This is a genomic window from Pirellulales bacterium, assembly GCA_035533075.1.
Taxonomy (GTDB): domain Bacteria; phylum Planctomycetota; class Planctomycetia; order Pirellulales; family JAICIG01; genus DASSFG01.
On record DATLUO010000178.1, the window covers coordinates 1 to 26,360 of the forward strand.

General features: G+C 63.4%; 25 protein-coding genes. 14 read left to right on the forward strand and 11 right to left on the reverse strand.

All coding sequences use genetic code 11. The annotated features are described in order from the left end of the window. Positions 1 to 131: 131 nt before the first annotated feature. The gene (locus VNH11_22215) at positions 132 to 1,556 is read right to left on the reverse strand and encodes an MBOAT family protein (protein HVA49094.1); all 1,425 of its coding nucleotides are present in this window, start codon (positions 1,554 to 1,556) and stop codon (positions 132 to 134) included. A gap of 264 nt (positions 1,557 to 1,820) precedes the next feature. On the opposite strand from VNH11_22215, the gene VNH11_22220 reads away from it, so the two are divergent. After that, on the forward strand, positions 1,821 to 5,165 hold the full coding sequence (locus VNH11_22220) for a TIGR03118 family protein (GenBank protein HVA49095.1): 3,345 nt from the start codon (positions 1,821 to 1,823) through the stop codon (positions 5,163 to 5,165). 227 nt (positions 5,166 to 5,392) lie between these two features. Here VNH11_22220 and VNH11_22225 read toward each other — a convergent pair whose 3' ends face one another. Continuing rightward, positions 5,393 to 5,668, reverse strand: coding sequence for a DNA-directed RNA polymerase subunit alpha C-terminal domain-containing protein (locus tag VNH11_22225; GenBank protein HVA49096.1), 276 nt, complete (start codon positions 5,666 to 5,668; stop codon positions 5,393 to 5,395). A 519-nt stretch (positions 5,669 to 6,187) separates the two neighbouring features. Between VNH11_22225 and VNH11_22230 the strand changes: the two genes are divergently transcribed. Next, entirely contained in the window at positions 6,188 to 7,543 is a 1,356-nt protein-coding gene (locus tag VNH11_22230; GenBank protein ID HVA49097.1) for a hypothetical protein, read from the forward strand. Positions 7,544 to 7,550: 7 nt separating this feature from the next. Here VNH11_22230 and VNH11_22235 read toward each other — a convergent pair whose 3' ends face one another. The 4 genes from VNH11_22235 to wecB form a co-directional block, all read right to left on the reverse strand. Further along, positions 7,551 to 8,717 carry an alanine--glyoxylate aminotransferase family protein gene (locus tag VNH11_22235; GenBank protein ID HVA49098.1) on the reverse strand — a complete coding sequence of 389 codons (1,167 nt, stop codon included), beginning with the start codon at positions 8,715 to 8,717 and terminating at the stop codon, positions 7,551 to 7,553. Positions 8,718 to 8,739: 22 nt separating this feature from the next. Beyond that, a complete protein-coding gene (locus VNH11_22240) occupies positions 8,740 to 9,348 on the reverse strand; it encodes an isochorismatase family protein (GenBank protein HVA49099.1) in 609 nt (202 codons plus the stop codon). Positions 9,349 to 9,408: 60 nt separating this feature from the next. After that, on the reverse strand, positions 9,409 to 9,945 hold the full coding sequence (locus VNH11_22245; GenBank protein HVA49100.1) for an HAD family hydrolase: 537 nt from the start codon (positions 9,943 to 9,945) through the stop codon (positions 9,409 to 9,411). A 101-nt stretch (positions 9,946 to 10,046) separates the two neighbouring features. Then, a complete protein-coding gene (gene wecB, locus VNH11_22250; protein ID HVA49101.1) occupies positions 10,047 to 11,210 on the reverse strand; it encodes a UDP-N-acetylglucosamine 2-epimerase (non-hydrolyzing) in 1,164 nt (387 codons plus the stop codon). Positions 11,211 to 11,397: 187 nt separating this feature from the next. On the opposite strand from wecB, the gene VNH11_22255 reads away from it, so the two are divergent. The 9 genes from VNH11_22255 to VNH11_22295 all read left to right on the forward strand — a co-directional run bounded on the left by VNH11_22255 (position 11,398) and on the right by VNH11_22295 (position 22,315). Further along, the gene (locus VNH11_22255; protein HVA49102.1) at positions 11,398 to 12,615 is read left to right on the forward strand and encodes a glycosyltransferase; all 1,218 of its coding nucleotides are present in this window, start codon (positions 11,398 to 11,400) and stop codon (positions 12,613 to 12,615) included. Positions 12,616 to 12,692: 77 nt separating this feature from the next. Further along, positions 12,693 to 13,487 (forward strand): glycosyltransferase, encoded by a 795-nt coding sequence (locus tag VNH11_22260; GenBank protein HVA49103.1) that lies wholly within the window; start codon positions 12,693 to 12,695, stop codon positions 13,485 to 13,487. Between the two features lie 64 nt (positions 13,488 to 13,551). Then, a complete protein-coding gene (locus tag VNH11_22265; protein HVA49104.1) occupies positions 13,552 to 14,493 on the forward strand; it encodes an NAD-dependent epimerase/dehydratase in 942 nt (313 codons plus the stop codon). A gap of 2 nt (positions 14,494 to 14,495) precedes the next feature. Beyond that, positions 14,496 to 15,521: a thiamine pyrophosphate-dependent dehydrogenase E1 component subunit alpha gene (locus VNH11_22270; protein ID HVA49105.1), complete on the forward strand. Its 1,026-nt coding sequence runs from the start codon at positions 14,496 to 14,498 to the stop codon at positions 15,519 to 15,521. Positions 15,522 to 15,636: 115 nt separating this feature from the next. After that, positions 15,637 to 16,785, forward strand: a complete 1,149-nt coding sequence (locus tag VNH11_22275; GenBank protein ID HVA49106.1) for a transketolase C-terminal domain-containing protein — start codon at positions 15,637 to 15,639, stop codon at positions 16,783 to 16,785. Between the two features lie 168 nt (positions 16,786 to 16,953). Beyond that, positions 16,954 to 18,171, forward strand: a complete 1,218-nt coding sequence (locus VNH11_22280) for a DegT/DnrJ/EryC1/StrS aminotransferase family protein (protein HVA49107.1) — start codon at positions 16,954 to 16,956, stop codon at positions 18,169 to 18,171. A 128-nt stretch (positions 18,172 to 18,299) separates the two neighbouring features. Further along, positions 18,300 to 19,883, forward strand: coding sequence for a radical SAM protein (locus VNH11_22285; protein ID HVA49108.1), 1,584 nt, complete (start codon positions 18,300 to 18,302; stop codon positions 19,881 to 19,883). A gap of 147 nt (positions 19,884 to 20,030) precedes the next feature. After that, positions 20,031 to 21,263: an FkbM family methyltransferase gene (locus VNH11_22290; protein ID HVA49109.1), complete on the forward strand. Its 1,233-nt coding sequence runs from the start codon at positions 20,031 to 20,033 to the stop codon at positions 21,261 to 21,263. 257 nt (positions 21,264 to 21,520) lie between these two features. Further along, positions 21,521 to 22,315, forward strand: coding sequence for a TIGR00266 family protein (locus tag VNH11_22295; GenBank protein ID HVA49110.1), 795 nt, complete (start codon positions 21,521 to 21,523; stop codon positions 22,313 to 22,315). A 13-nt stretch (positions 22,316 to 22,328) separates the two neighbouring features. Here the strand turns inward: VNH11_22295 and VNH11_22300 are convergent, their stop codons facing one another. Beyond that, a complete protein-coding gene (locus VNH11_22300) occupies positions 22,329 to 22,706 on the reverse strand; it encodes a hypothetical protein (protein HVA49111.1) in 378 nt (125 codons plus the stop codon). Between the two features lie 240 nt (positions 22,707 to 22,946). Between VNH11_22300 and VNH11_22305 the strand changes: the two genes are divergently transcribed. Further along, positions 22,947 to 23,255 (forward strand): hypothetical protein, encoded by a 309-nt coding sequence (locus VNH11_22305; protein ID HVA49112.1) that lies wholly within the window; start codon positions 22,947 to 22,949, stop codon positions 23,253 to 23,255. Between the two features lie 72 nt (positions 23,256 to 23,327). On the opposite strand, the gene VNH11_22310 is transcribed toward VNH11_22305, so the two are convergent. The 4 genes from VNH11_22310 to VNH11_22325 form a co-directional block, all read right to left on the reverse strand. Continuing rightward, positions 23,328 to 23,729, reverse strand: a complete 402-nt coding sequence (locus VNH11_22310; GenBank protein HVA49113.1) for a type II toxin-antitoxin system VapC family toxin — start codon at positions 23,727 to 23,729, stop codon at positions 23,328 to 23,330. Beyond that, entirely contained in the window at positions 23,726 to 24,163 is a 438-nt protein-coding gene (locus tag VNH11_22315) for a hypothetical protein (GenBank protein ID HVA49114.1), read from the reverse strand. The genes VNH11_22310 and VNH11_22315 overlap by 4 nt, the downstream gene beginning before the upstream one ends. After that, positions 24,160 to 24,471: a hypothetical protein gene (locus VNH11_22320; protein HVA49115.1), complete on the reverse strand. Its 312-nt coding sequence runs from the start codon at positions 24,469 to 24,471 to the stop codon at positions 24,160 to 24,162. Before VNH11_22320 ends, VNH11_22315 begins: the two co-directional genes overlap by 4 nt. Before the next feature lie 77 nt (positions 24,472 to 24,548). Beyond that, positions 24,549 to 24,905 carry a DUF433 domain-containing protein gene (locus tag VNH11_22325; GenBank protein ID HVA49116.1) on the reverse strand — a complete coding sequence of 119 codons (357 nt, stop codon included), beginning with the start codon at positions 24,903 to 24,905 and terminating at the stop codon, positions 24,549 to 24,551. A 210-nt stretch (positions 24,906 to 25,115) separates the two neighbouring features. On the opposite strand from VNH11_22325, the gene VNH11_22330 reads away from it, so the two are divergent. Both VNH11_22330 and VNH11_22335 read left to right on the forward strand, forming a co-directional pair. Beyond that, on the forward strand, positions 25,116 to 25,331 hold the full coding sequence (locus VNH11_22330) for a hypothetical protein (GenBank protein ID HVA49117.1): 216 nt from the start codon (positions 25,116 to 25,118) through the stop codon (positions 25,329 to 25,331). Between the two features lie 432 nt (positions 25,332 to 25,763). After that, the gene (locus VNH11_22335; GenBank protein ID HVA49118.1) at positions 25,764 to 25,913 is read left to right on the forward strand and encodes a hypothetical protein; all 150 of its coding nucleotides are present in this window, start codon (positions 25,764 to 25,766) and stop codon (positions 25,911 to 25,913) included. Positions 25,914 to 26,360: the final 447 nt, after the last annotated feature.

The window sequence follows — 26,360 nt, forward strand, 5'->3', positions numbered from 1 at the left end:
TTGCGAGCGCCGGCCCACCGATAGCAACCTCGCCAAATGGTGGGCCGGCGCTCGCAAGCTCGCTGGTCCCACCCTACGAAGTGGGCCGGCGCTCGCAAGCTCGCTTTTTCCACCCTACGAAGTCACCAAGCTCAGAACTGAAAATAGATGAACGCTTTGCCGGAATCCGGAGCGAGCACCAGCGTGATCGTCAGCAACAGGGCATAGCTCATGCCCAGCATGGGCGCCGGCATCCGTACCGACCATTTCTTCCACAATCCGCTGAGCGCGAACAGATGGGCCGCGACGACCACCGAGGTCAGCACCCACAGGCTTTCTTTGGCCATTGGCGGACCCAGGCCCTGCTGCACGCTGAACATCCGGCCGAGCACCGTCATGGCCGCGCCGAAGGTCGTGGCGCGGAAGAAAACCCAGGCCAGCGAGACGGTGAGAAACGTCGCGGCGATCCTCAGCGCCGTGCCGGGCGGCGTCAGCAACGCGTCGTTCAGCTTCGGCCGGGCCTGGCAGAAGCTGCGGAAATAGCGGTGACCGATCAACACCGTCCCGTGGATCACGCCCCAGATCACGAAAGTCCAGCTCGCTCCGTGCCACAGGCCGCCCAAGGTCATCGTGAGCAGCAAGTTGCGGTTGGTCTGCCAGCTTGTGCCGCGGCTGCCGCCCAAGGGAATGAACAGGTAGTCGCGCAGCCAGCTCGACAGCGAAATGTGCCAACGCCGCCAGAACTCGGAAATGTTGGCCGAGGCGTAAGGCATGTTGAAGTTCTGCGCCAGCTTGAATCCCAGCATGTGGGCCGTGCCCAAGGCCATGTCGGTGTAGCCCGAAAAATCGCAGTAAATCTGCAGGGCGTAAGCCAGCACGGCCAGCCATACCGCCGTGGTGCGATATTGCTCCGGATTGGCGAACACCGGGTCGGCGAACATGGCCATGCGGTCGGCCACGGCCAGCTTCTTGAACAGCCCCATCAAAAAGAACTGGGCGCCCAACTGCAGGCGGGCCCAGTCCCACTGCTTGCGGCGGTTGATCTGCGGCAGGAAGTCGCGGGCACGCACGATCGGCCCGGCCACCAGGTGCGGAAAGAACGTGATGAACAGCATGAAGTGGGCCAGGCTGCGCTCGGCCGGCACGTGGCGGCGATAGACATCGACGCCGTAGTTGATGGCCTCGAAGGTGTAAAAGGAAATGCCGATCGGCAGGATCACCTGCAACACCGGCAGCGACGAAGTGGAGCCCATCGCCTGCAGGGCCTGCTCGACCGAGTGCAGGAAGAAGTTGGCGTACTTGAAGTAACACAACAGCGAGAGGTTGCCGACCACGGTGATGCTCAGCAGCAGCTTGCGGCGGCGCGGATCTTCGCTGGCGGCAATGCCACGGGCGACGAAGTAGTCGATCGTCGTGGAGACGCCGATGATCAGGGCCAGCCACTGGTTCCAGCTCGCGTAGAAATAGAAGCTGGCCGCCAGCAGCAGGTAGATGCGGACGCGGTGCCAAGGCATCGCCCAGTAAAGAGCGAAGACGAGCGTGAAAAAAACGAGGAACTTTTCAGAGCAGAAGAGCATGGGCCTGCCTTCAAGACGGGATTGCTGGCGCGGGGCCGTTTTGGCGGCGGCGGAGTATAGCGGAAGCCGCTGGTCGTGCAATCGCAGATTATTTTGGTCGCACGACGACCAGTTGGCCAATTACAATCCAGGAAAAGCCCCGCAAACTGCCCGATTTGCCCGTGGTACGCTATTTGCGGCACCCCCGCACGGCTTCAAGCAAGCGACCTTCGGGCGGGTAAGGCGCTTGCACCACTGTTATTCTATTCTTGGAAGGATGAAACCATGCGCGGGTCTCGGTCGTCGTCGAAATCGTTGCTTCGCTCAAATCGCGGGCGCGACTACAGAATGCTGTTCCAGTGTGCGGGACGATTCGAGCCTCTCGAACAGCGCAACCTGCTCACGGGCGACATGCAAATGAACCTGGTTTCGGACCAGGCGGGGACGGCCCTGATTCAAGACCCGGCCCTGATCGCCCCCTGGGGCATTACCGTGGCGCCGGACGGCAACTTCTGGGTCGCCAACAGTGGCTCCAGCGTGGCCACGCTTTATTCGGGCGACGCTGCCGGCAAGCCATTTGGCAAGGATTCGCTGGAGGTCCAGATACCCGGCGGCTTGCCCACCGGCGTCGTGGCAAACTCCTCGGGCGGTTTCGACGTCACCGCCCCCGATGGCTCGACCGCTTCCTCCCAGGTCATTTTCGGGTCGGCCAACGGCAACCTCGCCGGCAGCACGGTCAGCTCGACGTTGGCCGATTTGGCCGCACAGGTCGAGGGCGCCGTCTACACGGGCCTGGCCATGGGAACCGTCAACGGGACGAACTATCTGTTTGCCGCCGATTTCCAGAACGGCACGATCGACGTCTTCGACACCAACTTCGACCTGGTGGAATCCTTGCCCGCCGATTCCCATCCGGGCTACAGTCCTTTCGATGTGCAGGTCATCAATGGCCAACTGTATGTCACCTACGCGCAGTACAAGCTCAGCAGTTCGAGTGGCGGTGGCGATAACGATCAAGACGACGGTGGCCCCCAGAACGATGCCAAAGGTGGCAATGGAAACGGCCACGGCAATGAAAACGGCGGCCCCGGCCACGGGCATCACGGACCCAAAGGCGTGATGGACAACGACGGCGACGACGGCGAAAACGGCGGCGCCGGCCCCAGCGGCGTGCGTCTGCTCGTCGACACCGGCGGTTTTGTCGATTCCTACTCGATCAGCGACCTCGTCACCCGCGGCGCTCTGCCCACGGCCACCTGGTCGGCCAACTCCTCGCTGCTCAATGCTCCTTGGGGCCTGGCCATGGCGCCCAGCGGCTTCAGCGGTTTCGGCGGAGATTTGCTGGTGGGCAATTTCGGCGACGGGCACATTACGGCCCTCGATCCCACAACCGGCGCCGTCGCAAGCATATCGTCCAACACCACCGGTCAGCTCGAGAACCCCGACGGCGGCGCCATCGTCATCGATCATCTGCTCGGCCTGACGTTTGGCAACGGAACCACTGCCGGCGGGGCCGACACGCTGTACTTCACCTCGGCGCCCAACGGCGGCATGAGCTCGACTTCGAGCAACGCTTCGCTGGTCGTTCTCGATGGTTCGAGCAACGGCGCATTGAGCGCCGTGGGCAACGCCAGCGTGGCCGTTTCGGGCGGCGGCACGATCGTCGTCGACAGCAGCGACCCCTCGGCGATCACCGCCAACGGAAATGCCCAGGTGGCCGCCGGCACGATCGACGTGGTCGGCGGGGTGACCACGCACGGCAACGCCAATATCGATGGCGCGCTCGACACGGGCGCCGCGGCCGTGGGTGATCCGCTGGGGTCGCTGCCCGTGCTGTCCACGGCCGGCCTGCAGCAGTTCCAGGCCATGCACATTGACGGCGGCCATGTCACGCTCCAACCCGGCGTATACACCGGCGGCATCACGGTCACGGGCCAGGCCTCGGTCTTCTTGCTGCCCGGCATTTATATCTTGCAGGGAGGCGGACTGAACATTACCGGCGGCGCCAGCGTGGTCGGCACGGGCGTCATGATTTACAATAGTCCGCTCAACGCCGGCCAGGGAATCCACGTCAGCGGACAAGGCAGCCTGGTGCTGTCGGGGCCGGCGAGCGGCACGTATAAGGGCGTGGCCATCTTCGAGGCCCGCGGCGCCGGTTCGCCGATCGCCATCGACGGCCAAGGCTCCATCACCGTGCAGGGGATTTTCTATGCCGCCAGCGCCCCGATCGAGGTCACGGGCAACGGACGCCTGACGGTGTTGAACGATCTCGATGACAACATCCGGGCACAACTCATCGCCTTCGACGTCAACGTGGTCGGCAACGGCACGGTCTCCGTCAGCGGCAGCCCCATCAGCGGCATCCACGGCCTGCTCGGCAGCTTGCAGGCGGCGACGGCCGCCAATCCCTTAGTGATCACCGGCGGGAGCTTCAGCGCCACGGAAGGGACGACGTTCACCGGCGCGGTGGCCGCCTTCGGGGCCAGCGCGGCGGGCGCCGTCGCTTCCGACTTCACCGCGACGATCAACTGGGGCGACGGCACCTCTTCGACCGGCACCGTCACAGCCACCGGCAACGGCGGCTTTCTGGTCATGGGCAATCATACCTACGCCGAAGAGGGGACCGAGGCCGTCACGGTCACGCTCAGCGACAACGCGAGCCATACCGTGAGCGCGGCGGCCCAGGCGAACGTGGCCGATGCTCCGCTGGTGGCGGCGGGGATCAACATTCCCGTCCAGACAAGCCTGACCGTGACCAACTTGCAGGTCGCCTCCGTGACCGACACCGGCGGCGCCGAAGCGGCCACCAGCTATACGGCCACCATCGACTGGGGCGACGGCACGACGGCCACAACGGTCACGCCGGGCATCAGCGGCAACACGCTGGACATCGTCGGCAGCCACACCTACGCCTTGGCGGGCGAGTATGACGTGACCGTCACTGTAAATGATGAAGGCGGGGCCTCGACGGTGGTCCACTCGGTGGTCTTCGTCGGCAGCCCGCCGCCGACTAATCTGTTTGTCAGCAATGCGTTCCAAGAAGTGCTCCAACGTCCCATCGACGTCGGCGCGCTGAAGTTCTTCACCAGCGAGTTGCAGAGCGGCGTGCCGCGCGGAACCGTGGCTCTTGCGCTGACCCAAAGCGACGAATATCTGGATAACCAGATCGAGCAGGCCTATCTGGAGTACCTCGGCCGCGATGCGGATGACGCCGGCCTGGCGTTCTGGCTGAACATGATGAAGGGCGGCTTAACGATCGAGCGGTTGGATGCCGACTTCATCGGCACACCCGAGTTTTACGCGCACTCCGGAGACACCGACGACCTATGGGTCGAGCACATGTATTTCGACCTGCTCGGCCGGGCGCCGGATACGGCAGGCTTGACGTTCTGGCTGAACGCCTTGGCGGGCGGCGAAGCGCGGGCCGTGGTGGCCCTCGGCTTTGCCGACAGCGCCGAGCACGAAACGATCATCGTGCGCGACGACTACTTGACCATCCTCGGCCGCCCGCCGGCGCCGCCGGAGGTGGACTTCTGGGTGACCGAATTCGAGCAGGGGATGAACAACGAGAACGTCGTGGCGGGCTTTATCGGCTCCGATGAATACTTCCACGACCACAGCCAGGATTGAGCGGGCGAGGTCGACCGCCGGATGCGCAGCGGTGGCTGGGGCAGAAGCTGGCCGAGTGCGCACCGGCAATGACCGGCACCCGCCGTCGGCCAGCCATGCCCCGGTGGTGGCGCTACCGGGGCATCGCTTGGCCGCATCGCGTGTTCTCTCGCGCGATCCCAGTACGGCCAAGCTCTGCCCCAGCCACCGCTTGGATTCGCGATCCATCAATCTATGACTCACAGACGCTAGGCGTTGGCCGTGGCCGGCTCGCGACCCGCGCGGTAGAAGCCGACGCCTTCCAGCGCCTTGTAGACTTCTTCCAGCGTCTTCTCTCCGAAATTCGAAATGGCCAGCAGATCGTCGCGCGTGCAGTGCAGCAGATCGTTGACCGTGAAAATGCCGCGTTCCTCCAGGCAGTTGGTGGTGCGGACCGAAAGGCCGATTTCGGCGGTGCTCATCTCCAACCGACCGTGAAGGCCCTTCTCGAATTCGTCAACCTTGCTGAGGCGGATGCGGGTCATGGGTTCCCTCCCAAAAAAAAGAGAATGCTGTTAGCCAAGCGGTCGTGCCGTGGGGCAGTCGACCGCGGGCGGCAGCTCCGTATCTGCCGCTTAAGTGTGCGAATATAACAGTTCGCTCCAGAATTGCGAAGTACCTCGCGGAAAAAAATCGCCAACGAAGATTCCGCGCACTGATAGCAGCTAGCACGCCGGTGCATGCGGCCGCCGCTCAGACAAATAGTGGTGGCTGGGGCAGAGCCGCGCGACCGGCCAGTCTCTTCTTAGCGGTCCGCCGCGGCGATGCCCCGGTAGCGCCACCACCGGGGCATCGCTTGGCCGCATCGCGTGTTCTCAAGTCCAGCCCAGCACGGCCAAGCTCTGCCCCAGCCACCGAAAATGTCTCAGCGGCCGCCGCGTGCGGTAGAGCATCGCCGGGCGAAGGCCGGAAAACGCGGCGAACTCGATACGACCGACGTAACCCTCCTGCCCGCTTTGACCGTGCGGCTGCCGTGGCGTATAGCAATAGATAGCGAGCCGCCCATGGATGACACGTCTTTACCCAGCGACCACCGGTCCGCAGTTGCCGGCGGCTTGACGGAGGCGATTGCGCACGGTCGGCGGCAAGCGCGAGACTATCTGGTGCGGCAGCAGCGTCGCTTGGGCGAAATCGAGGCGGTGCTGGCCCATGAGATCGGCCGGATCAGCCAACAGCTCGCGTTGGTCCGCGAGGCCAACCTGGATGCCGAGGCCGAGATCGCGGCGGGGCGCAGCGAGCTGGACGACGCCACCCACAAGCTGCGGCACGACGAACGCGGCCTGGCGCAATTGCGTCGCGAGTGCGAAGCCGACGCCGACGAGCTCGCCTGGCAGCGGCAGCGGGCGCAGCGAAAGCTGACCGACCTGGAGGCTCAACGCGACCAACTCGACCGCATGGAGATCGACCTGAAGCGTCGCCGACGCCAATTGGCATACGAGTTAAGAGCTCGACGCGAGGACCCGTTGCGCGAACCTGAACGCCGAAAGCACGAGATCCCGCAGCCTTGCCAATCAACGGGCGAGAATGAAGCGGCGGCACAACAACTCGCTTTGGCCGACCAGCATGTGGCGGAACTCGAACGCAGCCTGGCAGCGGCCAACCGGCGTCAGTCTGAGGCCGATGCTCAGGTGGCTTTGGCCAACCAACGTGTGGCGGAACTCGAACGGAGCCTGACCGCGGCCAACCCGTGTCCGTCTGAGACCGCCGCTCAGGACGACCTTCGCGAAGCCCTGGCCGACATGCAGCGCCGCTACGACTTGGCGATGGACGACCTGCGCGAGCGGAAGCGCCGCGTGACGGAGTTGGAACAGCAACCGGTGCGGCCTGCCGCGGCCGCCACAGCCGAACCGGACGGCAAGCTCGACTGGGAAGCGCAAAAGCAACGGATGCTGGCCGCGCTGGAAGCCGACACCGGGGACGACGACGCCGAGCGGCAAGAAGAGCGATTGCGAATCCGCGACGTGGTTGCCCGCACCGATGAGGCGCTGGCCGCCAAAGACCGGCAGATCGAGGAGCTTGAAGGGCTGCTGGCCGCGCAGTCGGCGAACATCGGCGAGGTGGCCGTCGGCGCGGCGGCGTTCGCCGAGCTGTTGTCCGGCGACGAAGTGGTGCGCAACGAGCGAGAGAGGCTGCAGCAGTTGCAGCACGAATGGGAAGAAAAACTGCGCCAGGCGGAGATCGATCTCTCCGTGCAGCGGGCCAAGCTGGCGCGGGAGCGGGCCGAGATCGAAGAGCGGCAGCGTTCGCTGCACGACAATCAAGCCGGTCCCCCGTCATCGACTGCCGGTGCCCCGGCGGTCGTCCGACCCGACCGCGGCCGGTGGCTGGCGCGGCTGGGGCTGAAGGAGGAAGGGCCCTGAGTCTCGATCAGGAATAAACCGCGTTGGCGGCGGCGATGCTGGCTCCGGCGTCGAAACGGTGGCCTTGCTCCGCCAGAAGCTGCTCCAAGGCCGAAAGGAACAACAAGACGTTGCGGGACCGCGAGCCGTGACCCATCAGGCCAATGCGCCAGACCTTCCCTTTGAACTCGCCCAGGCCGCCGCCGATCTCGATGCCGAAACGTTCCAGCAAACCGCGCCGCACCGCCGCATCGTCGACGCCGTCGGGCACGCGCACGGCGTTGAGCATCGGCAACTGGTGACCTTCGGCCGCCGTGTAGCCGATGCCGATGGCCGCCAGGCCCGCTTTCAGCGCGCGGTGGTTCAAGGCATGTCGGGCAAAGCAACTCTCCAGGCCTTCGTCGTCCACCAGCCGCAACGCTTCGTAGAGACCGTAGGTCATGTTGATCGGTGCGGTGTGATGATAGACGCGTTCTTCGCCCCAATAGCGGGCCAGCATCGACACGTCGAGATACCAGCTTTGCACCGGCGTCTTGCGGTGCAGAATGACCTCCATGGCCCGTGCGTTGAACGATACCGGAGCCAGGCCCGGCGGGCAGCTCAGGCACTTCTGGCTGCCCGAATAGATGGCGTCGATCTGCCAACGATCGACCTCGACCGGGATGCCGCCCAGGGCCGTGACCGTATCGACCAAGAGCATGGCGCCGGCGTCGTGGACCAGCCCGGCGATTTCTTCGATCGGCTGCCAGGCGCCGGTGGACGTTTCGGCCATCACGATGCCCACGACTTTGGGCCTCGATTTGGCCAGCGCATCCTTGAGATGCGCCGGCTCGAACACTTCACCCCAGGGCCGTTCGACGCGGGTCACTTTGGCGCCGGCCCGGTGGGCCACGTCGGCCATCCGCGCGCCGAACACGCCGTTGACGCAGACGATCATCGAGTCGCCCGGCTCGATCAGGTTGACCACCGTGCATTCCATACCTGCCGAACCGGTGGCGCTGATGGCCATCGTCATCGGGTTCTCGGTGCGGAACACGCCGCGCAGCAGCCGCTGCATGTCGTTCATCAAGGCCAGGTAGTAGGGATCGAGATGGCCGACGGTCGGGGCGGCCATGGCGGCCAGCACGCGCGGATGGATTTCGCTGGGACCGGGACCAAGCAGCAGACGAACGGGCGGGGCGAGCGGGGGGAACATGGGAGGGTTCAGGGTTCAGGGTTCAGGGTTCAGGAGGCGTCTCACGGATCAAACGGCTGATTTCCTTGAACTGCGGAGTGCCGAAGCGCTGGCACCACTCGAACAGCGCGGTCTCGGTCGTGGTCAGCGTGGCCCCGGCCGATTCCATGCGGCGCAGCGCCGTGCGATAGTCGATGTCATGGCGCGAGCCGACGGCGTCGACCGCCACATAGACGCGGCGGCCCGACGCAATCAAGTCGAACGCGGTTTGCAGCACGCACACGTGCGACTCGATGCCGGCCAGCAGCACCCGCGCGATGCCTTTTTCGTCCCATTGCCGGAAGATCTCCGGACAGCCGCCGCAGCTAAAGCAGAGTTTGTCGGGAATCGGCGGCAACCGCTGGGCGAGTTCAGGCACCGTCGGTCCCAGTCCCTGCGGGTATTGCTCGGTTCCGGCAGCGCTCACTCCTAGGATCTTGGCGCCGTCCAGCAGGCGGCGGATATTCCACACAACGCGCTGGTGCCCGGCGATCAGACCGATGAGCTTCTCCTGCACATCGACCACGAGCAGACCGGTATCATCGGCCGACATCAACTCCGGGCTGCGCGGCAACGGGTCCAGGCTCGGCTGTTCGGCTTCGTTTTCTGTCATGGCAAACAGGATAGCAAACTGTGTGGTGGCGCAGAAGAGACTCGATTGGTCTGCCGCTCCTCAGATCAACTCCTCAATCACCCGCGAGGCGTGCAGCAGGTCGTCGACCACGTAATCGGGCTGCAGGGCGGCGTCGGTGGCATACTGCCCGCCGTAGCCGGTGCGGACCAGCAGCGTCGTGGCGCCGACCGCCCGGCCAAGGTCGATGTCGCACGGCTTGTCACCAATGACGAACGAGTCGCTGGGCAAAAAGCCATGTTCCCGCGCGGCCGCCTCGACCAGGCCCGGCAAAGGCTTGCGGCAGCCGCAGCCTTCGTCGGGCCGGTGCGTGCAACAGACAATGCCGTCGATCTCGACGCCCGACGATCGCAGCAGTGCATGCAAGCGTTCATGGACCGCGTTCAATCGGTCTTCGTCGAAAAACCCACGGCCGACGCCCGACTGGTTGGTGACCACCACCAGACCCAAGCCGAGCCGCTTCAACTCGGCCAGCCCTTCGGCCGCGTTGGGAAGCAGCTCCAGATCGTCAGGATCGGACAGATAATGGCACTCGACATTGATCGTGCCGTCGCGGTCGAGAAGAACGAAACGCTTCATAGCAACAGTATGCCATGTTTGAGGCGATAGGCGATAGGCGTTAGGACAACTTCCTCACACCGTGCCTAAAGCCGAACGCCCATCGCCTAACGCCTGCCTTACTATGCCGCAATCCGCAGCCGCAGGCCCGCGTCGGCGGCCACGAAACGCCGGAGCATCTCGTCGACGATCCGTTCCGCCGCATGGCCGTCGCCATAGGGATTGACCAGTTTCGGCGGCATGGCAAAGCTCCGTTCGTCAGCCAGCAATACGCCCGCGCGTTCCACGATGCGACGCACGTCGGCGCCCACCATCTCGGCCAGGCCGGTTTCGATGAGTTCCTGTCGCTCGGTCGTGGCGCGGGTCACCAGCACGTGCTTTCCGAGCGAAGGGGCCTCTTCCTGAATGCCGCCCGAATCGGTGATGATCAGCGACGATCGGTCCATCAGCCAGACAAACTCCGGATAGGCCACCGGATCGAGCAGGTGAAGATTTTCGTCAGCGTGCCGGCGAAGCATGCGATAGACCGGACCGTGGACCTGCGGATTGAGATGGATCGGAAACACGAACTCCACGTCCGGCAACTCCGCCGCCAACATCAAGATGGCCCGACAAATATGATCCAGCCCTTCGCCGACGTTTTCGCGGCGGTGCCCGGTGATGAGCACCATGCGGCGGTCGCCCAAGTAGTCGTGCTTTTCCTGCCAAAAGTGGCTTCGGCTGCGCTCGCGTTGGACGGTGTCGAGCAGGGCGTCGACCACCGTGTTGCCCGTGACCACGATCGAGTCGTCGGGCACGTGTTCCGCCAACAGGTTTTGACGGGCACGCTCGGTGGGGGCGCAGTGTAGGGCCGCGGCCAGCGTCGCCAGGCGCCGATTCATCTCTTCCGGCCAGGGCGATCGCACGTTGCCGGTGCGCAGCCCGGCCTCGACGTGGATCAAGGGAATTCGTCGGTAGAACGCGGCCAGGGCGGCCGCGGCGGTGGTCGTCGTGTCGCCTTGAGCGACGACGCAATCGGGTTGGTGCTGCGCCAGCACGCCGTCGAGCGCCGTCAGCGCACGGCCGGCAAAGTCGGCCGGCGACTGATTCGGCCGCATCAGGCCCAGATCGATCTCGGCATCGATGCCGAAGTATTCGGTCACCTGGTCGAGCATCTCACGGTGCTGGCCGGTGACGCAAACGAGAGCATCGAGGTCGTCGGGCCGCTGCCGGCAGGCCGAGACCAGCGGGGCCATTTTGACGGCTTCGGGCCGGGTACCAAAGACGATCAGCGGGCGAAGCGGCATGATGACAAATCCTCTTCAGACGGTGGCAAATGTGGGGAGGTTAATCCACCGGCTCGCCCGGTCCAATAGCAGTTGGTGATGAGATCCCCCTCCTTTGAGAGGTGTCAACCGTTGACACCTGACGCTGTGCGCTTGTGGGAATCTGGCTTAGTCGCATTGGCCGGGATGTGCTAACATTCCACCCCTTATGTCCCGCGTACTCTATCTTGCGCCCGTCGAATGGGCCTCCCTTCGCCAACGTCCGCAGCAGCTTGCCCTGCGGCTGGCAAGGCACTTCGACGTGCGTTACGTCGAACCGGTCGGCCTGCGCTCGATGCGGCCGGCCGATTTGGGGCGAATCTGGCGGCACGCCACGGCAGACGGCCGGGCATCCGCCCCGCTGCCGCTCGTTCGGCCGCGTTACGTCCCTTTCATCGGCCATCGACTGCTCGACTGGGCAAATCGCCGCTGGCTCTGGCGGCAGATGGCGAACCAGTTCGATTTCGACGGCGGGCCTTGGATTCTGTGGCTGAGCACGCCCAGCCTGTTGGCTGAGACTTTGCTGGAGCATACCGCGCCGAGCTTGGTGGTGTACGACTGCATGGACCGCTACGCGGAGTTTCACCGCGGCCGGGCGCGACAACGGATCGAGCGGGCAGAAGCGGCCATCGTGGGCCGGGCCGACCTTGTCTTTGCCAGCTCGCGTGGCTTGGCAGAGCGGTTGGACCGTTGGCATGAGGCGACGCTTGTTCCTAACGGGGTCGAAACTTGCGAGTTTGCCGTCACCCGCCGGACAATGCCGGACTGGAGAAAGCGGATCCGTGGCCCCGTCGTCGGTTTTTACGGCACCATCGGCGATTGGCTCGACTTCGACCTGCTGGCCGAGCTGGCCCGTCGCCGCCCGGACTGGTCGTTCGTGTTTGCCGGCCCGCAGGCGAGCCGCGACTTCGGCCGACTGCAAAGATTGGCCAACGTACATCACCTGGGCGTCATCCCCTACGACGCGCTGCCGGAACAGGCAGCCTGGTTCGATGTGGGGCTGGTACCGTTCCGTCTCAACGCGCTCACCCGTTACGTTCATCCGATCAAGGCGCTGGAATACCTGGCCCTCGGCCTGCCGATCGTTTCGTCGGCGCTGCCGGACCTGGCGGAGTTGGCGAACGTCGTCCGTTTTGCCGCGACGGCGGACGAGTGGTTGGCGGCAATTGCGGAGGCGCTGACGGCGGAGGCACGTTCGACTCAAGCGGTGACCGTCCGCAGGCAAGCGGCGGCGGCGCACGACTGGGATAGCCGCGCGGCGATCATTGTGGGGCGATTGATGGAGCGGCTACCGGCGGACCAGAGGTCGGCGGATGAGCCAACGGGGAATTCGCTGGGTAAGGGAAGATTGCCAATTGCGAATTGCGAATTGCAAATTGCAAATTGACGACGAGCGAGGCTGCGATGCTAGATGCCAACTCCTTGGGTGCGACGGGGGTCGCTTCGGCTCGTCGGTCCGTTATCGTGGATCGTGTCCCAGCCGACCTCGACGTGGGAGTGATCTACAGCGGAGAGCGGCATTTTCTCGTTCCGCTGCTGGAAACCATGCGCTATGTTACCGGCGATTTGCGTGTACGGCTGATTGTGGTCGATAACGCGTCGCGCGACGGCGCGGCGAGCTGCCTGGCCTGGCCCGGCACGGCGACGGTCGTCTACAACGCGCGGCGGCTCGGTTACGCCGCGAACCTCAACCGGATTCTCGCCGCCGCCACCGCCCGATACGTGCTGCTGATGAACACGGATATGGAGTTCGATCCGGCCGAAGCGTGCTTGAGCAAAATGGTGCGGTTCATGGACGCCCACCCGCTGTGCGGCGTGAGCATCTGCCGTCTCTATCATCTCGACGGCAGCTACGCCTGGCCCGCCCGCCGTTTTCAGACGCTGCCGATGATCGCCGCTCGCCGGCTGGGGCTGGAACGCGTTTTTCAATCGGCGTTGGACGACTATCTTTATCGGCGCCATGATCCGTGCGCCACCTTCACCTGCGACTGGGTGTCGGGCTGTTTTTTGCTCGTGCGGCGCGAGGCGCTGCTGGACGTCGGGCGGTTTGACGAGCGGTTCGTGAAATACTTCGAGGACGTCGATTTTTGTGCGCGCATGGCCCGATCGGGCTGGCAAGTCATGCACCACGGCGGCACCTGGTGCTTTCACCACGAGCAGCGCGCCAGCCGGCGATGGTTCTCGCTCGATGCCCTGCGGCACCTCGTTGCCTATTTGCGGTGGCGTTTTGGCCTTAACCCAAACGACCAAATCGCCTAAGATTCCGCCGCCATCGTCGAACAAGCCAAGGATGGCCCAAGCGCATCAGGGAGGATGACAATTCATGCCCCACAGAATTCTCGTGACCGGCGGCGCCGGTTATCTCGGCTCGGTGCTGGTTCCCGCCCTGCTCGAACAGGGCCACACCGTCACCGTGCTCGATTGCTTCCTGTTCAACCAGAACAGCCTGCTGGAATGCTGCGCCAATCGGCGCTTCTCGGTCATTCGCGGCGATTGCCGTGAAGCCAGCGTGGTCCGGCGAGGTCTCTCCGACGCCGACATCATTATCCCTCTGGCCGCTATCGTCGGCGCTCCCGCGTGTTCCGCCGACGCCACGGCCGCCCGTTCGACCAATCTCGACGCCGTCAAGCTGCTGCTGACTTTGCGGTCGACCCAGCAGCGCGTCATCTATCCCACCACGAACAGCGGCTACGGCATCGGCGAAAAGGGAAAGTTTTGCACGGAAGAAACGCCGCTGCGGCCCATTTCGCTGTACGGCACAACCAAAGTCGAAGCCGAGCGGGCCGTGCTCGACGCCGGCAATTCCATCACCTTCCGTCTGGCCACCGTCTTCGGCATGTCGCCGCGGATGCGGATCGATCTTTTGGTGAACGATTTCGTCTACCGGGCGATCAACGACCGCACGGTGGTGGTCTTCGAAGGGCACGCCAAGCGGAACTACATCCATGTGCGCGACGTCGCCCGTGCGTTTCTGCACGCCATCGACCAATTTCCCGTCATGCAGGGCCAGCCCTACAACGTGGGACTGAGCGACGCCAACCTGTCGAAGATCGAGCTTTGCGAGCGGATCAAGGAGCACCTGCCGCAGTTCGTCTATCTCGAAGCGCCCGTCGGCGAAGACCCCGACAAACGCGATTACATCGTCTCGAACCAGAAGATCGAGCGTGCCGGGTTCAAGCCGGCCCACTCGATCGACGACGGCATTCGCGAGCTGATCAAGGGTTACACGGTTTTGAAGAACGGCCGCTACAGCAACGTGGGGTAGCCATGATCGAGCGGTTTTATCGCGCTCTGTACCGCATCCGCCGGGTGGAAGAGGAGATCGCGCGGGTCTATCCGCTCGATAAGGTCAAAAGCCCGGTCCACTTGTCGATCGGCCAGGAGGGCATCTCGGTCGCCGTCTGCGAGGCGATCGAGGCCAGCGACGTGGTGTTCGGCACCTATCGCGGGCATGCCCTCTATCTGGCCAAGGGCGGCGACCTGCGGCAGATGATGGCCGAGCTGTACGGCAAAGCCACGGGCTGCGCGCAAGGCAAAGGCGGCTCGATGCACCTGATCGATACCGACGCCGGCGTGATGGGCACCTCGGCCGTCGTGGGCACCGGCATCGCCAACGCCGTCGGCTATGCCTACGCCATGAAGTATCGCCGCAGCGATGCGATCGTGGCCTGTTTCTTCGGCGACGGCGCCACAGAAGAAGGCGTCTTTCACGAGAGCCTCAATTTCGCCGCCCTAAAACGTCTGCCGATTCTTTTCGTTTGCGAAAACAACTCCTACGCCATCCACACTCACCAGCTCCGCCGGCAGGCCCAGGCCAACATCGCCGAACGTGTACGCAGCTACGGCATTGCCACGCAACGCATCGACGACGGCGACGTCGTCAAGCTGCACAAGTGCGTCAAGCAAGCCGTCGATGAGCTCCGCACGGGCGAGAGCGGGCCGCATTTCTTCGAGTGCAAGACGTACCGTTGGCGGGAGCACGTCGGGCCGGGCGACGACTGGCATCTCGGTTATCGTCTGCCGCGCGAAGCCCAGACGTGGTTCGAAAACGATTCGTTGCGGCAGCTCGCGCCGCAGCTCGACGACCGCCGCCGGCACGAGATCGAGGCCGAAGTCGAGTGCGAAATCGAAGTCGCCCTGGCCTTTGCCGAGCTGAGCCCGGAGCCGAAGGCGGAGAGTTTGTATGGCGATATGGCGGGAGCGGGAGTGGTGATTGGTCGTGTGAAGAAGGGTATGGGAAACAAGGCACACGTAACAGCGGCACCAAGAGAACTACGGCCGTTGGCCGCGTAGGGTGGGACCAGCGAGCTTGCGAGCGCCGGCCCACGATCTTGCGGCGTCGCTCACGGTGGGCCGAAGCTCACAAGCTCGCTGGCCCCACCCTACATCGGCTTGGTCGTGAAGAAATATGCGAAAAACATCGATTCAGCCCCGCAAGAAGAACCAACGGCGCGTGACGACTGGGCAAGCGCATGGCACGGTGGATCCTGTTCCCTGTTCCCTGTTCCCTGTTCCCTCCACTCGCCAGCTCTCCTATGTCGACGCCGTTCGCGAAGCGACCGATCAGGAGATGGACCGCGATCCGGCGGTGATCTTGTTCGGCCTCGACGTCGACGATCCCAAAGCGATTCAAGGCACCACGCGGGGTCTGGCCGCCAAGTTTGGCCCCGAGCGGGTCTTCGGCACGCCTTTGTCTGAAGACGGCATGACCGGCGCGGCGGTGGGCATGGCCCTGGCCGGCCTGCGCCCGATTCATGTCCATATCCGCATGGACTTCCTGATGCTGGCCATGAACCAGTTGATCAATGTGGCGGCCAAGAGCCGTTCCATGTACGGCGGCCGCGTGTCGGTGCCGTTGGTGGTGCGGTCGATGATCGGCAAGAGCTGGGGACAAGGGGCGCAGCACTCGCAAGGGCTTTACTCGTTCTTCATGCACGTGCCGGGCTTGAAGGTCGTCGCGCCCTCGACGCCTTACGACGCCAAGGGCACGCTGCTGGCCGCCATCCGCGACGACGACCCCGTGGTGTACGTCGAACACCGCCTGTTGCACTTTCAGCAAGGCCCCGTGCCGGAGATGCCGTACACGGTGCCGCCCGGCAAAGCCCGGATCACCGCGGCCGGCGACGACGTGACGCTGGTGGGTATTTCGTGGATGCAGATCGAATGCCTGCGGGCCGAGCGTTACCTGCGCGCCGCCGGCGTTTCGGCCGAGGTCATCGATCCGGTCTGGCTGGCGCCGCTCGACATCGAGACGATCGTCGAGTCGGTCGACAAAACCGGGCGGCTGTGCGTGGTCGATAACGGCTGGACCACGTGCGGCGCCGGTGCCGAGATTGTGTCGCAGGTGGTCGAGCGACTGCAAGGCAAACGCTCGATCGCGGTGCATCGCATCGGTTTCGCGCCGGTCACTTGCCCGACCGCTCCCAGCTTGGAGGCCGAGTTCTATCCCGACGCGCGCACGATTGCCGGGGCCGTATATGGACTGGTGCGCGGCGAGGTATGGATGCCCGACCAGCGAGACGACCTGCAGGACATCGCATTCAAAGGACCCTTTTGACAATTTTGGATTTTGGATTTTAGATTGGCCGTAAGGTGGGACCAGCGAGCTTTCGAGCGCCCACCGATCGCGACGTCGTTGATGGTGGGCCAGCGCACGCAAGCTCGCTGGTCCCACCTTACGGCGGCGGCCGAATCCAAAATCGAAAATCCAAAATCCAAAATCGTAATGAACCAGACCGCTTTCCCCGACCGCCCGACTTCGCCACGGCAAATTGCCCTCGACTGGCCGTTGATGCGCAAGAACTTCGCGCCTTCCGATCTGGAGGCCGTCGTCGAGCTGTTGCAGCAAGACGATCCGGTGCTGACGCAGGCCGGCCACGTGCGGGCGTTCGAGCGCGAGTGGTCGCAATGGCTGGGCGTCGAACACAGCGTGTTCGTCAATTCCGGCTCGTCGGCCAACTTGCTGACGTTGGCCGCACTGCGGGCCACGGCCGGTCCCGGAGAAGTGATCGTTCCGACGCTCACCTGGGTCTCCGACATTGCGGCCGTCCTTCAAAACGGCTTCGAGCCGGTGTTCGTCGACATCGACCCGCGCACGCTGGGCATGGACAACGAGCAGGTGCTCGACAAGATCACGCCGCGCACGAAGGCCGTGTTTGTCACGCACGTGCTCGGCTATAACGCGATCTCCATTCGCTTGCTCGACGACTTGGCGCGACGGCGGGTGCCGCTCATCGAGGACTGCTGCGAGGCCCACGGCGCCACCTTCCACGGCTTCAAGCTCGGCACGTTGGGGCTGATGTCGAACTTCTCCTTTTATTACGCGCATCACTTGACGACGATCGAAGGGGGCATGATCTCGACCAATGATGAGCGGCTTTATCAGGTGCTCCGCATGTTGCGGTCGCACGGCATGGTGCGCGAAGCGACCGACGACGATCTGAGGTCGTCGTATCATCTCGATTATCCGGACTTGAATCCGGAGTTTATTTTTGCCTATCCGGCCTACAACGTTCGCAGCACCGAGATCAGCGCGGTCATCGGCCGCAACCAGCTCAAGCGGCTCGACGGCAACATCGAAGCCCGCCGCGAGAACCTGGCCGTCTTTCTTCGCCATCTCGACGCCGAGAAATATCAGACCGATTTTGACGTCGCGGGATGCTCCAGCTACGCACTGACGCTGGTCCTCAAGCGCCCCGATCCGCTTTTGGCCGAATGCGTGGCGCGGGCCCTGCGAAGTGCGGGCGTGGAGTTTCGCCGCGGGATGTCGGGCGGCGGCAATCAGCTTCGCCAGCCCTATCTGCGGCCTTATTTGGGTGCGGAACATTGGCAAGCATACCCGCGTGTCGAGCACGTTCACTTTTACGGCTTTTACGTGGGCAACTATCCCGACCTGCCGCGTGAGAAGATCGTCGCCTTGTGTGATTTGTTGAATGGTTTGTAGCAGGCGTCAGGCGTCAGGCGTCAGGCGTCAGGCGTCAGACGTCAGGCGGGCAATTGCAAATTTGCAATTTGCAATTTGCAATTTGCAATTTCCCGAACCCCGAACCCCGAACCCCGAACCCTGAACCCATGCTCGACCTGGTCCTCATCAACCCCGCTAGCCGGACGCAAGTCTATCAGTCGCTGGGCAAGCGTCTGGCGTCCATCGAGAATCCCGTCTGGGCCGGGCTGATGGCCGAGTTCGCCCGGTGGCAGGGACTGTCGGTCGAGATCATCGACGCCGAAGCGCTTGTCCTGAGCGCCGAGCAAGTGGCCGAAGAAGTGGCCTCGCTCAACGCCCGGTTGGCGGTCGTCGTCGTGTATGGACATCAGCCGTCGGCCTCGACGCAGATCATGCCCGCCGCGCGACGCACGTGCCAGGCGATCAAAGACCTGCTGCCGAACCAGCCCATTCTGCTGGCCGGCGGACACGTGGCGGCGCTGCCGCAACGCACACTTGAAGAAGAGCCGGCCGATTTCGTGGCTTCCGGCGAAGGGCTGTGGACGATCGTTGATTTGGCGTCGGCCCTGAAAGCTTCTCCGCGGCCCGCGGGGAAAAGGGGACAGGTACGTTTTGCCGGAACGACCCGAAGGGCGCTTCGCACAAAACGTACCCGTCCCCTTTTCCCCGATCTCAGCCGCGTGCGCGGCCTGTGGTATCGGCAGGAAGATGCCGTGCGCTCGACGCCCGCCGCGCCGCTGGCCACCGATCTTGACAATCAACTTCCCGGCATCGCCTGCGACCTTTTGCCGATGGACCGGTATCGGGCACACAACTGGCACTGCTTCGGCGGTCACGAGCGGCAACCTTATGCCGCGATTTATACCACGCTCGGCTGCCCCTATCACTGTTCGTTCTGCTGCATTCAGGCGCCTTTCAAGGCGGGCGAGCAGGCCGCCGGACACAAGCCGGGCGCAAACAGCTACCGTTTCTGGTCGCCCGCGCACGTGATTGGCCTGATCGATAAGCTGGTGATCGAGCATGGCGTGCATAACATCAAGATCGCCGACGAAATGTTCGTGCTCAACCGCCGCCACGTGGCCGCCATCTGCGACCTGATTATCGAGCGCGGCTACGAGCTGAACTTGTGGGCCTACGCCCGCGTCGATACGGTCCACGACGCGCTGCTCGACAAGCTGGCGCAGGCCGGCTTTCGCTGGCTGGCCTTCGGCATCGAATCGGCCAGCGAGCAGGTGCGCGACGGAGTGGACAAGCGGTTCGACCAGCAGCAGATATTCACGACGCTCGGCAAGGTGCGCGCGGCCGGCATCCACGTGATCGGCAACTACATCTTCGGCTTGCCCGACGACGATCGCGACAGCATGCAGGCCACGCTCGATCTGGCGCTGGATCTCAATTGCGAGTTCGCCAATTTTTACACGACCATGGCTTACCCCGGTTCGCCTCTCTATCAGCAGGCGCTGGCGTTGGGCTGGCCGCTCCCCGAAGCATGGTCGGGCTATTCGCAGCACGCCGTCGATACCCGGCCCTTGCCGACCGCCCACTTGGCCTCCGACGAGGTGCTGGCCTTTCGCGACGCCGCATTCCACACGTATTTCCGCGGTCCCCGTTACCGCGACATGATTCGCCGCACGTTTGGAGCCGAGACGCTGGAGCAAGTAGACGACATGAGCGCCCATACGCTGACCAGACGGAGTTATGCCCATGTGTAGAGAAAGTGAAGGCGTTAGGCGTTGGGCATTGGGCGTTAGGAACAGCGGACCTAACGCCTAACGCCTCAATCACGGTGGGCCGGCGCTCGCAAGCTCGCTGGTCCCACCCTACATGCTCATTGCCAAACAGCTACCCGGAGCCGACCGATGTCGTTGATGCAATACGTCATTCCTCGCCAGGCCCGCTCGCGCCTGAAACAAGCGGTGGGCCTGCAACAACTCCACAAACGGGTCCACGACGTCGAACGAGCGTTGCCGACGCTGGCCGATCATCTGCGGCATTTGGAAAAGTGTATTGCCGAGCCGTCCGATCCGCGGCTGCTGATTCCGGTTCCCCCTTGGTATGACCCGCAGTTCTGCGAACCGACCGTGGCGATGGCCCTGCGCGACTTGTGCCGGCCGGGCGACGTGGTGTTCGACGTCGGCGCTCACGCCGGCTCGTTGAGCTTGCTCATGTCGCGGCTCGTCGGATTGACCGGCAGCGTCTGGTCGTTCGAGGCCAGCCGGCGGATGGTCATTACCTGCCAGCACAACTTGGTGCTCAACGGTTGCAACAACGTGCAACTCTTCCACAAAGCCGTCTTTGCCACGTCGAACGAGGCGGTAAAAATCTATCACACCGACGCCAACAACGACACGATCATGGAGACATGGCCGCACAACGAGACCTACGACGAAGTGGAAACCGTCGCACTGGACGACTTCGTCGAGCACGGCCAGGTTTATCCGTCGCTGATCAAGCTCGACATCGAAGGCGCGGAATACGACGCGTTGAAAGGCTCGGAACGGTTGCTCGCCGGCCGCCATCCCATGCTGATCGTCGAGCAGCAGCCGCCCGACAGCCCCTGCTTCGCCTTCCTGCGCGAACGAGGCTATACGGCCATCGACCTCTCGACCTACCGCGAGGTACGCACGCCCGACGACTATCCGACGGGGGCGGTCGTGGTCAACGTGCTCTATATCCACCAATCGCAGATCGACCGCTCGCCGTATCGTCCGCCGTTGCAAGGCGAGCTGGTTCAGCGGATCGGCAAGGACGATTTTTTAACCGAGCCAAACGGCGATGTGCGGCTGAAGCGACGCTTCGATCTGGAGACGGGCAGGTATCTCGTCGCCACCGAGATCGTGGCCGGCGGCCCGGACAACGAAGTTCATATAGGGGTCCAAGGCGATCGGACCGATCTTTTGCGCTATCATGGCGACACGGCCTGGCTTGCGCAGAGCTATCGCGATTGGATCATCGACCTCCGCCGGAAGAAGTCGATCGACTTGTTCGTGCGGTTCTTGCGGGGATCTTGCGATCCCGGCCTGGAGTTCAAGTCGGCGGCGATTTATCGCTTTCCGGCACTTTCCAACCTCCGCCGCCTCGATTTCGCTTGATCGGCGCAAGAACGTGCGTTCCAATGCGAATATCCACAAAGGCATCAGGCTTGAGGCGTCCCGGCGACTTTCCTGACGCTTGACGCCTCAACTGTTATGGCGACGGTCCACCGCGCCAATGACCGATTTGCAATTCGCAATTCGCCATTTGAAATCGTTGCCGCGGCCTGGGATTGGGCCCGAACCGACTATTGCGAATTGCAAATTGTGGCTCGCTGGTCCCACCCTACAAGACTCCACCTAACACCAGACCAACCATCATGGCCGACGAAATCGACTATCAAGTCTTCGGTTCCGAAATGCAGTACGTCGAGGTCACGCTCGACCCGGAGGAGATGGTCATCGCCGAGCCGGGCATGATGATGTACATGACGCCCGGCATCCAGATGGAGACCGTGTTCGGCGATCCGTCGGCCAAGTCGGGCGGCTTCTGGAGCAAGGTCGCCGCCGCCGGCAAACGGGCGATCACCGGCGAGTCGATCTTCATCACCACCTTTCGCAATGCCGCCCCGCGACGCGAGCACGTGGCCTTCGCCGCTCCCTATCCGGGCAAAATCCTGCCCATGCACCTCGACCAGTTGGGCGGCGAGCTGATCTGCCAAAAAGACTCGTTCGTCTGCGCCGCGCGTGGCATCCAGATCGGCGTCGCCTTTCAAAAGCGGTTCGGCGTGGGCCTGTTCGGGGGTGAAGGCTTTATTATGCAACGGCTGACCGGTGACGGCGTGGCTCTGGTCCACGCCGGCGGCACGATGATGAACCGAACGCTCAGCGCCGGCGAAACACTCAAGCTCGACACCGGCTGCCTGGTGGCGATGACCAGCGGCATCGACTACGACATCCAGTTTGTGGGCGGCATCAAGAACACGCTGTTCGGCGGCGAGGGGCTGTTCTTTGCCACGCTCACCGGGCCGGGCCAAATATGGTGCCAGTCGCTGCCCTTCTCGCGACTGGCCGGCCGCGTGTTGGCCAGTGCTCCGCAACGCGGTGGCAGCCGCGAGGAAGGCTCGGTCCTGGGCGGACTCGGCCGCCTGATCGACGGCGACAACGAATAATCCAAAATGCCCGTCAGCTTCCCATCACGTCGCCGCGGACCGCAAAGTCGAGCCCGAACGACTCGCAGCGCGTGACGCGCACCACCAGCCGTTCCACCCACTCGCCCACGGGCAACTCGACCGCGAGGAACCGCGTGCGCACAGGCCGGATGTGCCAAAGCGTCACGCTGTCGGCCGTGGCACGCATCGCGTCGCACTCAAACGGACTTCCGCACGGTTGCAGGCGTTCGTCGAGCGGGGTCGCCCGCGCGCGGGCGGCCGGCCACGTCGGGCCGTCGATGGCCTGGTCGGCCGCGACGGTTGACCGCTGGACCGGCTGCTCTTGGCTGCCCGGATAGGAGGAGTGCGACAAATTGAACTGACCGAGATCGAACCTGCTGACGGTGGCCATGCCAATGTCTCCTGAAAGTGATTGGCCCTACCTGGCCGTTGCGATGTTCCTGAAACTGAGGCTAAGGCCGCCGCGACGAAACCTCAACAGAAATCCGGCCGCGGCGAAGAATTTTCTCGAAGGCCCGGCGATACGTCCGGCGCCGGTCCTAGAGGCGGCAGCCTTGGTAAAGTTTCACTGGCTGCATTCAACCACAAAGAGCACCAAGCCCACAAAGGGGTTGCTGCCCGTCCTTCGTGGATGAGCCTGCCCTTGGCCTTCGGCACCACCCCGGAGACGATTCCCGCCTCGGTGCCGTATCTGCGCGCCGAGCCGGCCGACATCGAGCGTTGGCGGGAGCGGCTGGCGCGCGAGCCGGCCGGGCCGAAGGTGGGCCTCGTCTGGGCCGGCCGCTCGACGCACAAAAATGATCATAACCGGTCGATATCGCTTTCCCTGCTGGCTCCGTTGGCCGCCGTGCCGGGCGTGCATTTCTACAGCTTGCAAAAAGGCGGTCCCTCGTCGCAGGCCAAGATGTTTCCCGCTCGCCGCGCCGACCGACCAGACTGAGCTTGCAGCCAAGGAGGCCACGTCGTCATGTTCTCTCATCGTTCCGCTGGCCCGTCCACATCGCCCAAACCGTCACTGCCAGTCTTCCAGCTTGAGCCGCGGAACACGGCTGAACTCGCTGGTGTTGTGCGTGACTAAAATCAGCGATTTGGCCAGAGCGATCGAAGCGATCATTAGGTCGTTGGGACCAATAGGCGTTCCCACGCCATCCAAGTAGGCACGTAGCTCGCCGTACTGCTCGGCCGCCGCGTCGTCGAAGGCGAGCGACTGAAATTGACCAGAGAAATTGTGGACCTCCGTTAGGGTCTGGGACTTCCGAACACTGCGGTGTGCGCCGTACAGAAGTTCCGCCACGACGACGGAGCAAAGAACGACGCTTCCCGGAGCGGCGGCAGCCAGCCTCGTGGTGACGTTCGACGCCTGGCCCAGGCGAAGGTGATTCACGCACGAATTCGTGTCCAGCAGGTGCGTCACGGCAATTCCTCGCGGCGTTCGTATTCGCCTTGCCCATGGCGCACGAACGTCGGGTCCGTGATGCTGCCTGCGGTCGACAGGACGAATTGCCGCCATTCCTCTTGTGTCATCGTGGGTTTCGGGACCGGATCGATCGTGACCTGCACTTCCTTATCGGCCTCTGCTTTGCCGATCGGCACCGCCAAGTGCAAGACGCCGTCGGCGCCGACGCGCGAATGAACGACCATGCGATTCATGTCAATCCTCAAGTTTTCAATGCGATAGAGCCCCAACCAATTATAACCGGCGATCTGGAACCGGCACTCAACCACAAAGAGCACGAAGAGCACAAAGGCACTCCTGCCCGTTCCTCGTGTTCTTTGTGCCCTTCGTGGTTCCAATGACGGGCGCCGCCGCCTTGAAAAAAACGCGGCCGCGCTCAACGGCACGGTCAAGGGAGATAAAGCCGCCCGGTGCCTCGGTAGGCATTGATGTCGAGCAAAATGTCGAGGAGCGATTCGATCACGTTTTCGACGTATGCTCGATCGCGATGGAATCGCTCGGGATCAGAGATAGTCAGCACCGGCAAACTTTGCATAGTAACACACTGGCGAAGCGTCGCCTCGAGCGAGTCGTCGCCGCTCCGGTTGCGGTTACTCGTGATGAGCACGTATTCCTGGTCCTGGCCAAATTGCCAAACCACGTCGTCTTTGGCGGCGGGATCGAGGCCCACGTCGCCAAACGCCGCATATTGGATGCTCAACTCCTGCCAAATCGACGCCCACGAACCCGGATTGCATCAAGCTGACAAGGAAGTCAACATGCCCGCGGATATTGACGTCAGCCAGGATGCCCTGCACCGTTTCCGTCCTCGCGAGCGTGATTGCCAAGTCTCTCCTGGAGCGCCAGCCTCTTTTCGCGCGACCGGCGCAGCAACTCCTCGACGTGCGGCGGGTTGCGGCGCGTGGCATTCCGCTGGCGAATACGGCGGTCTTCTTCCATCACCTCTTCACGATGCTCGTCGACGTAGCGCTCGACCGCCTGGATTTCGGCCACGGAAAGAGTCGGCATGATCTGAAGAATCTCGTCGTAGCTGTAGTTTAACTGGAGGTAGGGCACCAGGTCCTGCACGGTAATGCGGCTGGTCGAGAGCTGCGGCCCGCGGCCCTTATCGACAATACTGGTCTCAGCGTTCATGGCTCCTCTCGCCTTTTGTGGCACTCCTTTATTGTACCGACGGCTAGCCGCAAAGCGTAGACCGTTCTGCCACCAAGAACCTTAACGGTCATCACGGCTACGGTGTTTCCAGGCACGACGATTTCGGCGGAAACGCATATCCAGGTCGCCGTCCGGAGCCCCGATTGCATTCTGGGCGTTTTTCGCCCAAACTTATCGAGGAGAAACGCGATGAACCAACCGACGATCGAACAAATGCGGGCCGCCCTGGAGGCTGCCAAATTGCCGCCAAAGGAAAACTTCGAGCGCATGGTGGCGATTGGCCTGATCAACTCGGAAGGGCAGTTGACAAAGCTCTATGGCGGCGAGGCCGAGCCGGAACCGTGGGCCAAGCGACCACCCGCTGTCACCTCCGCCAATGTCAACGGCCACCGTGATCATCCGTAGCTTGCGGAAACCGGCACTCAACCACGAAGAGCACGAAGACCACATAGGCATTCCGGCCCGTTCTTCGTGTTCTTTGTGCCCTTCATGGCTCCAATGATGGGCGCCGCCGCTTCGAACAAATCGCGCGGGTGCTTGCAGGGACGCTTGCGGCTGGCTAGCATGGCAGGCGTTTTCGCTCGGCTGGTTCGCGCGGGGGAGACATCGCCGTTACACGCTCGGGCGACGGTTGCCGCGCCATGTTTCCCGCTCGCAGCGCCGACGGGCCAGACCGAGCTTGCAGCCAAGGAGGCCACGTCGTCATGTTCTCTGGCTCGTCCCCGCTCCGCGGTCGTTGCTGCGGCGTTCAGGCTTCCGGGCGGGTTCGGGGTTCACGCTCCGCCCGAACGAGAGAACGAGATCGCGAGAACGTGCCTGGCCTTGTGTTTGTGCTAAATGGTCGGGTACACTGCCGTTAAGGTTCCGAAACTAACCGCCGAGCAACGCGAAGCACTCCGCCAGGGCGAGGGTCCGGTTGCCGTCGAGGATGAGCAGACACACCAGGTCTATTTCATCGTCGATAAGGCGACGTTGGAGGTGCTTTGAAAGGAGCAAGACATGGCGGCAATCCGCGAAGGGCTGGCGGACGCGCAAGCCGGCCGCGTAACGGCCGTCGGCGATTCGATCGCGCGCATTCGGCAACAGCTTGGGCTGCCACAGCGGGCGCGATGACGTACACCGTCGTTAATACACGACGCCCAACGCACCGAATCATCTTCACGGTGGCCGACGACGTGGTTCTCGTGCTTGCCGTGCGCCACGTGGCGCAAGACGAGCTTCAACCCGACGACCTCACCTGCCCCGCAGCAATTCCGTGGGCGGGGCCAGAGGCCCCAAGTTCCCGCCGCCCCGGGCCCTTTACACGGGAAAAACGTGGATTAAACTGATTGTCGCTTTAGCGGCAACAGCGTTCTTGTTGTGTGGTTCGCGGGCGAAAGGCGCGCCCGTGAAAAAAGCAAGGGCGTAGTCCCCAAGGTCCGGTGCGTTCGCGGC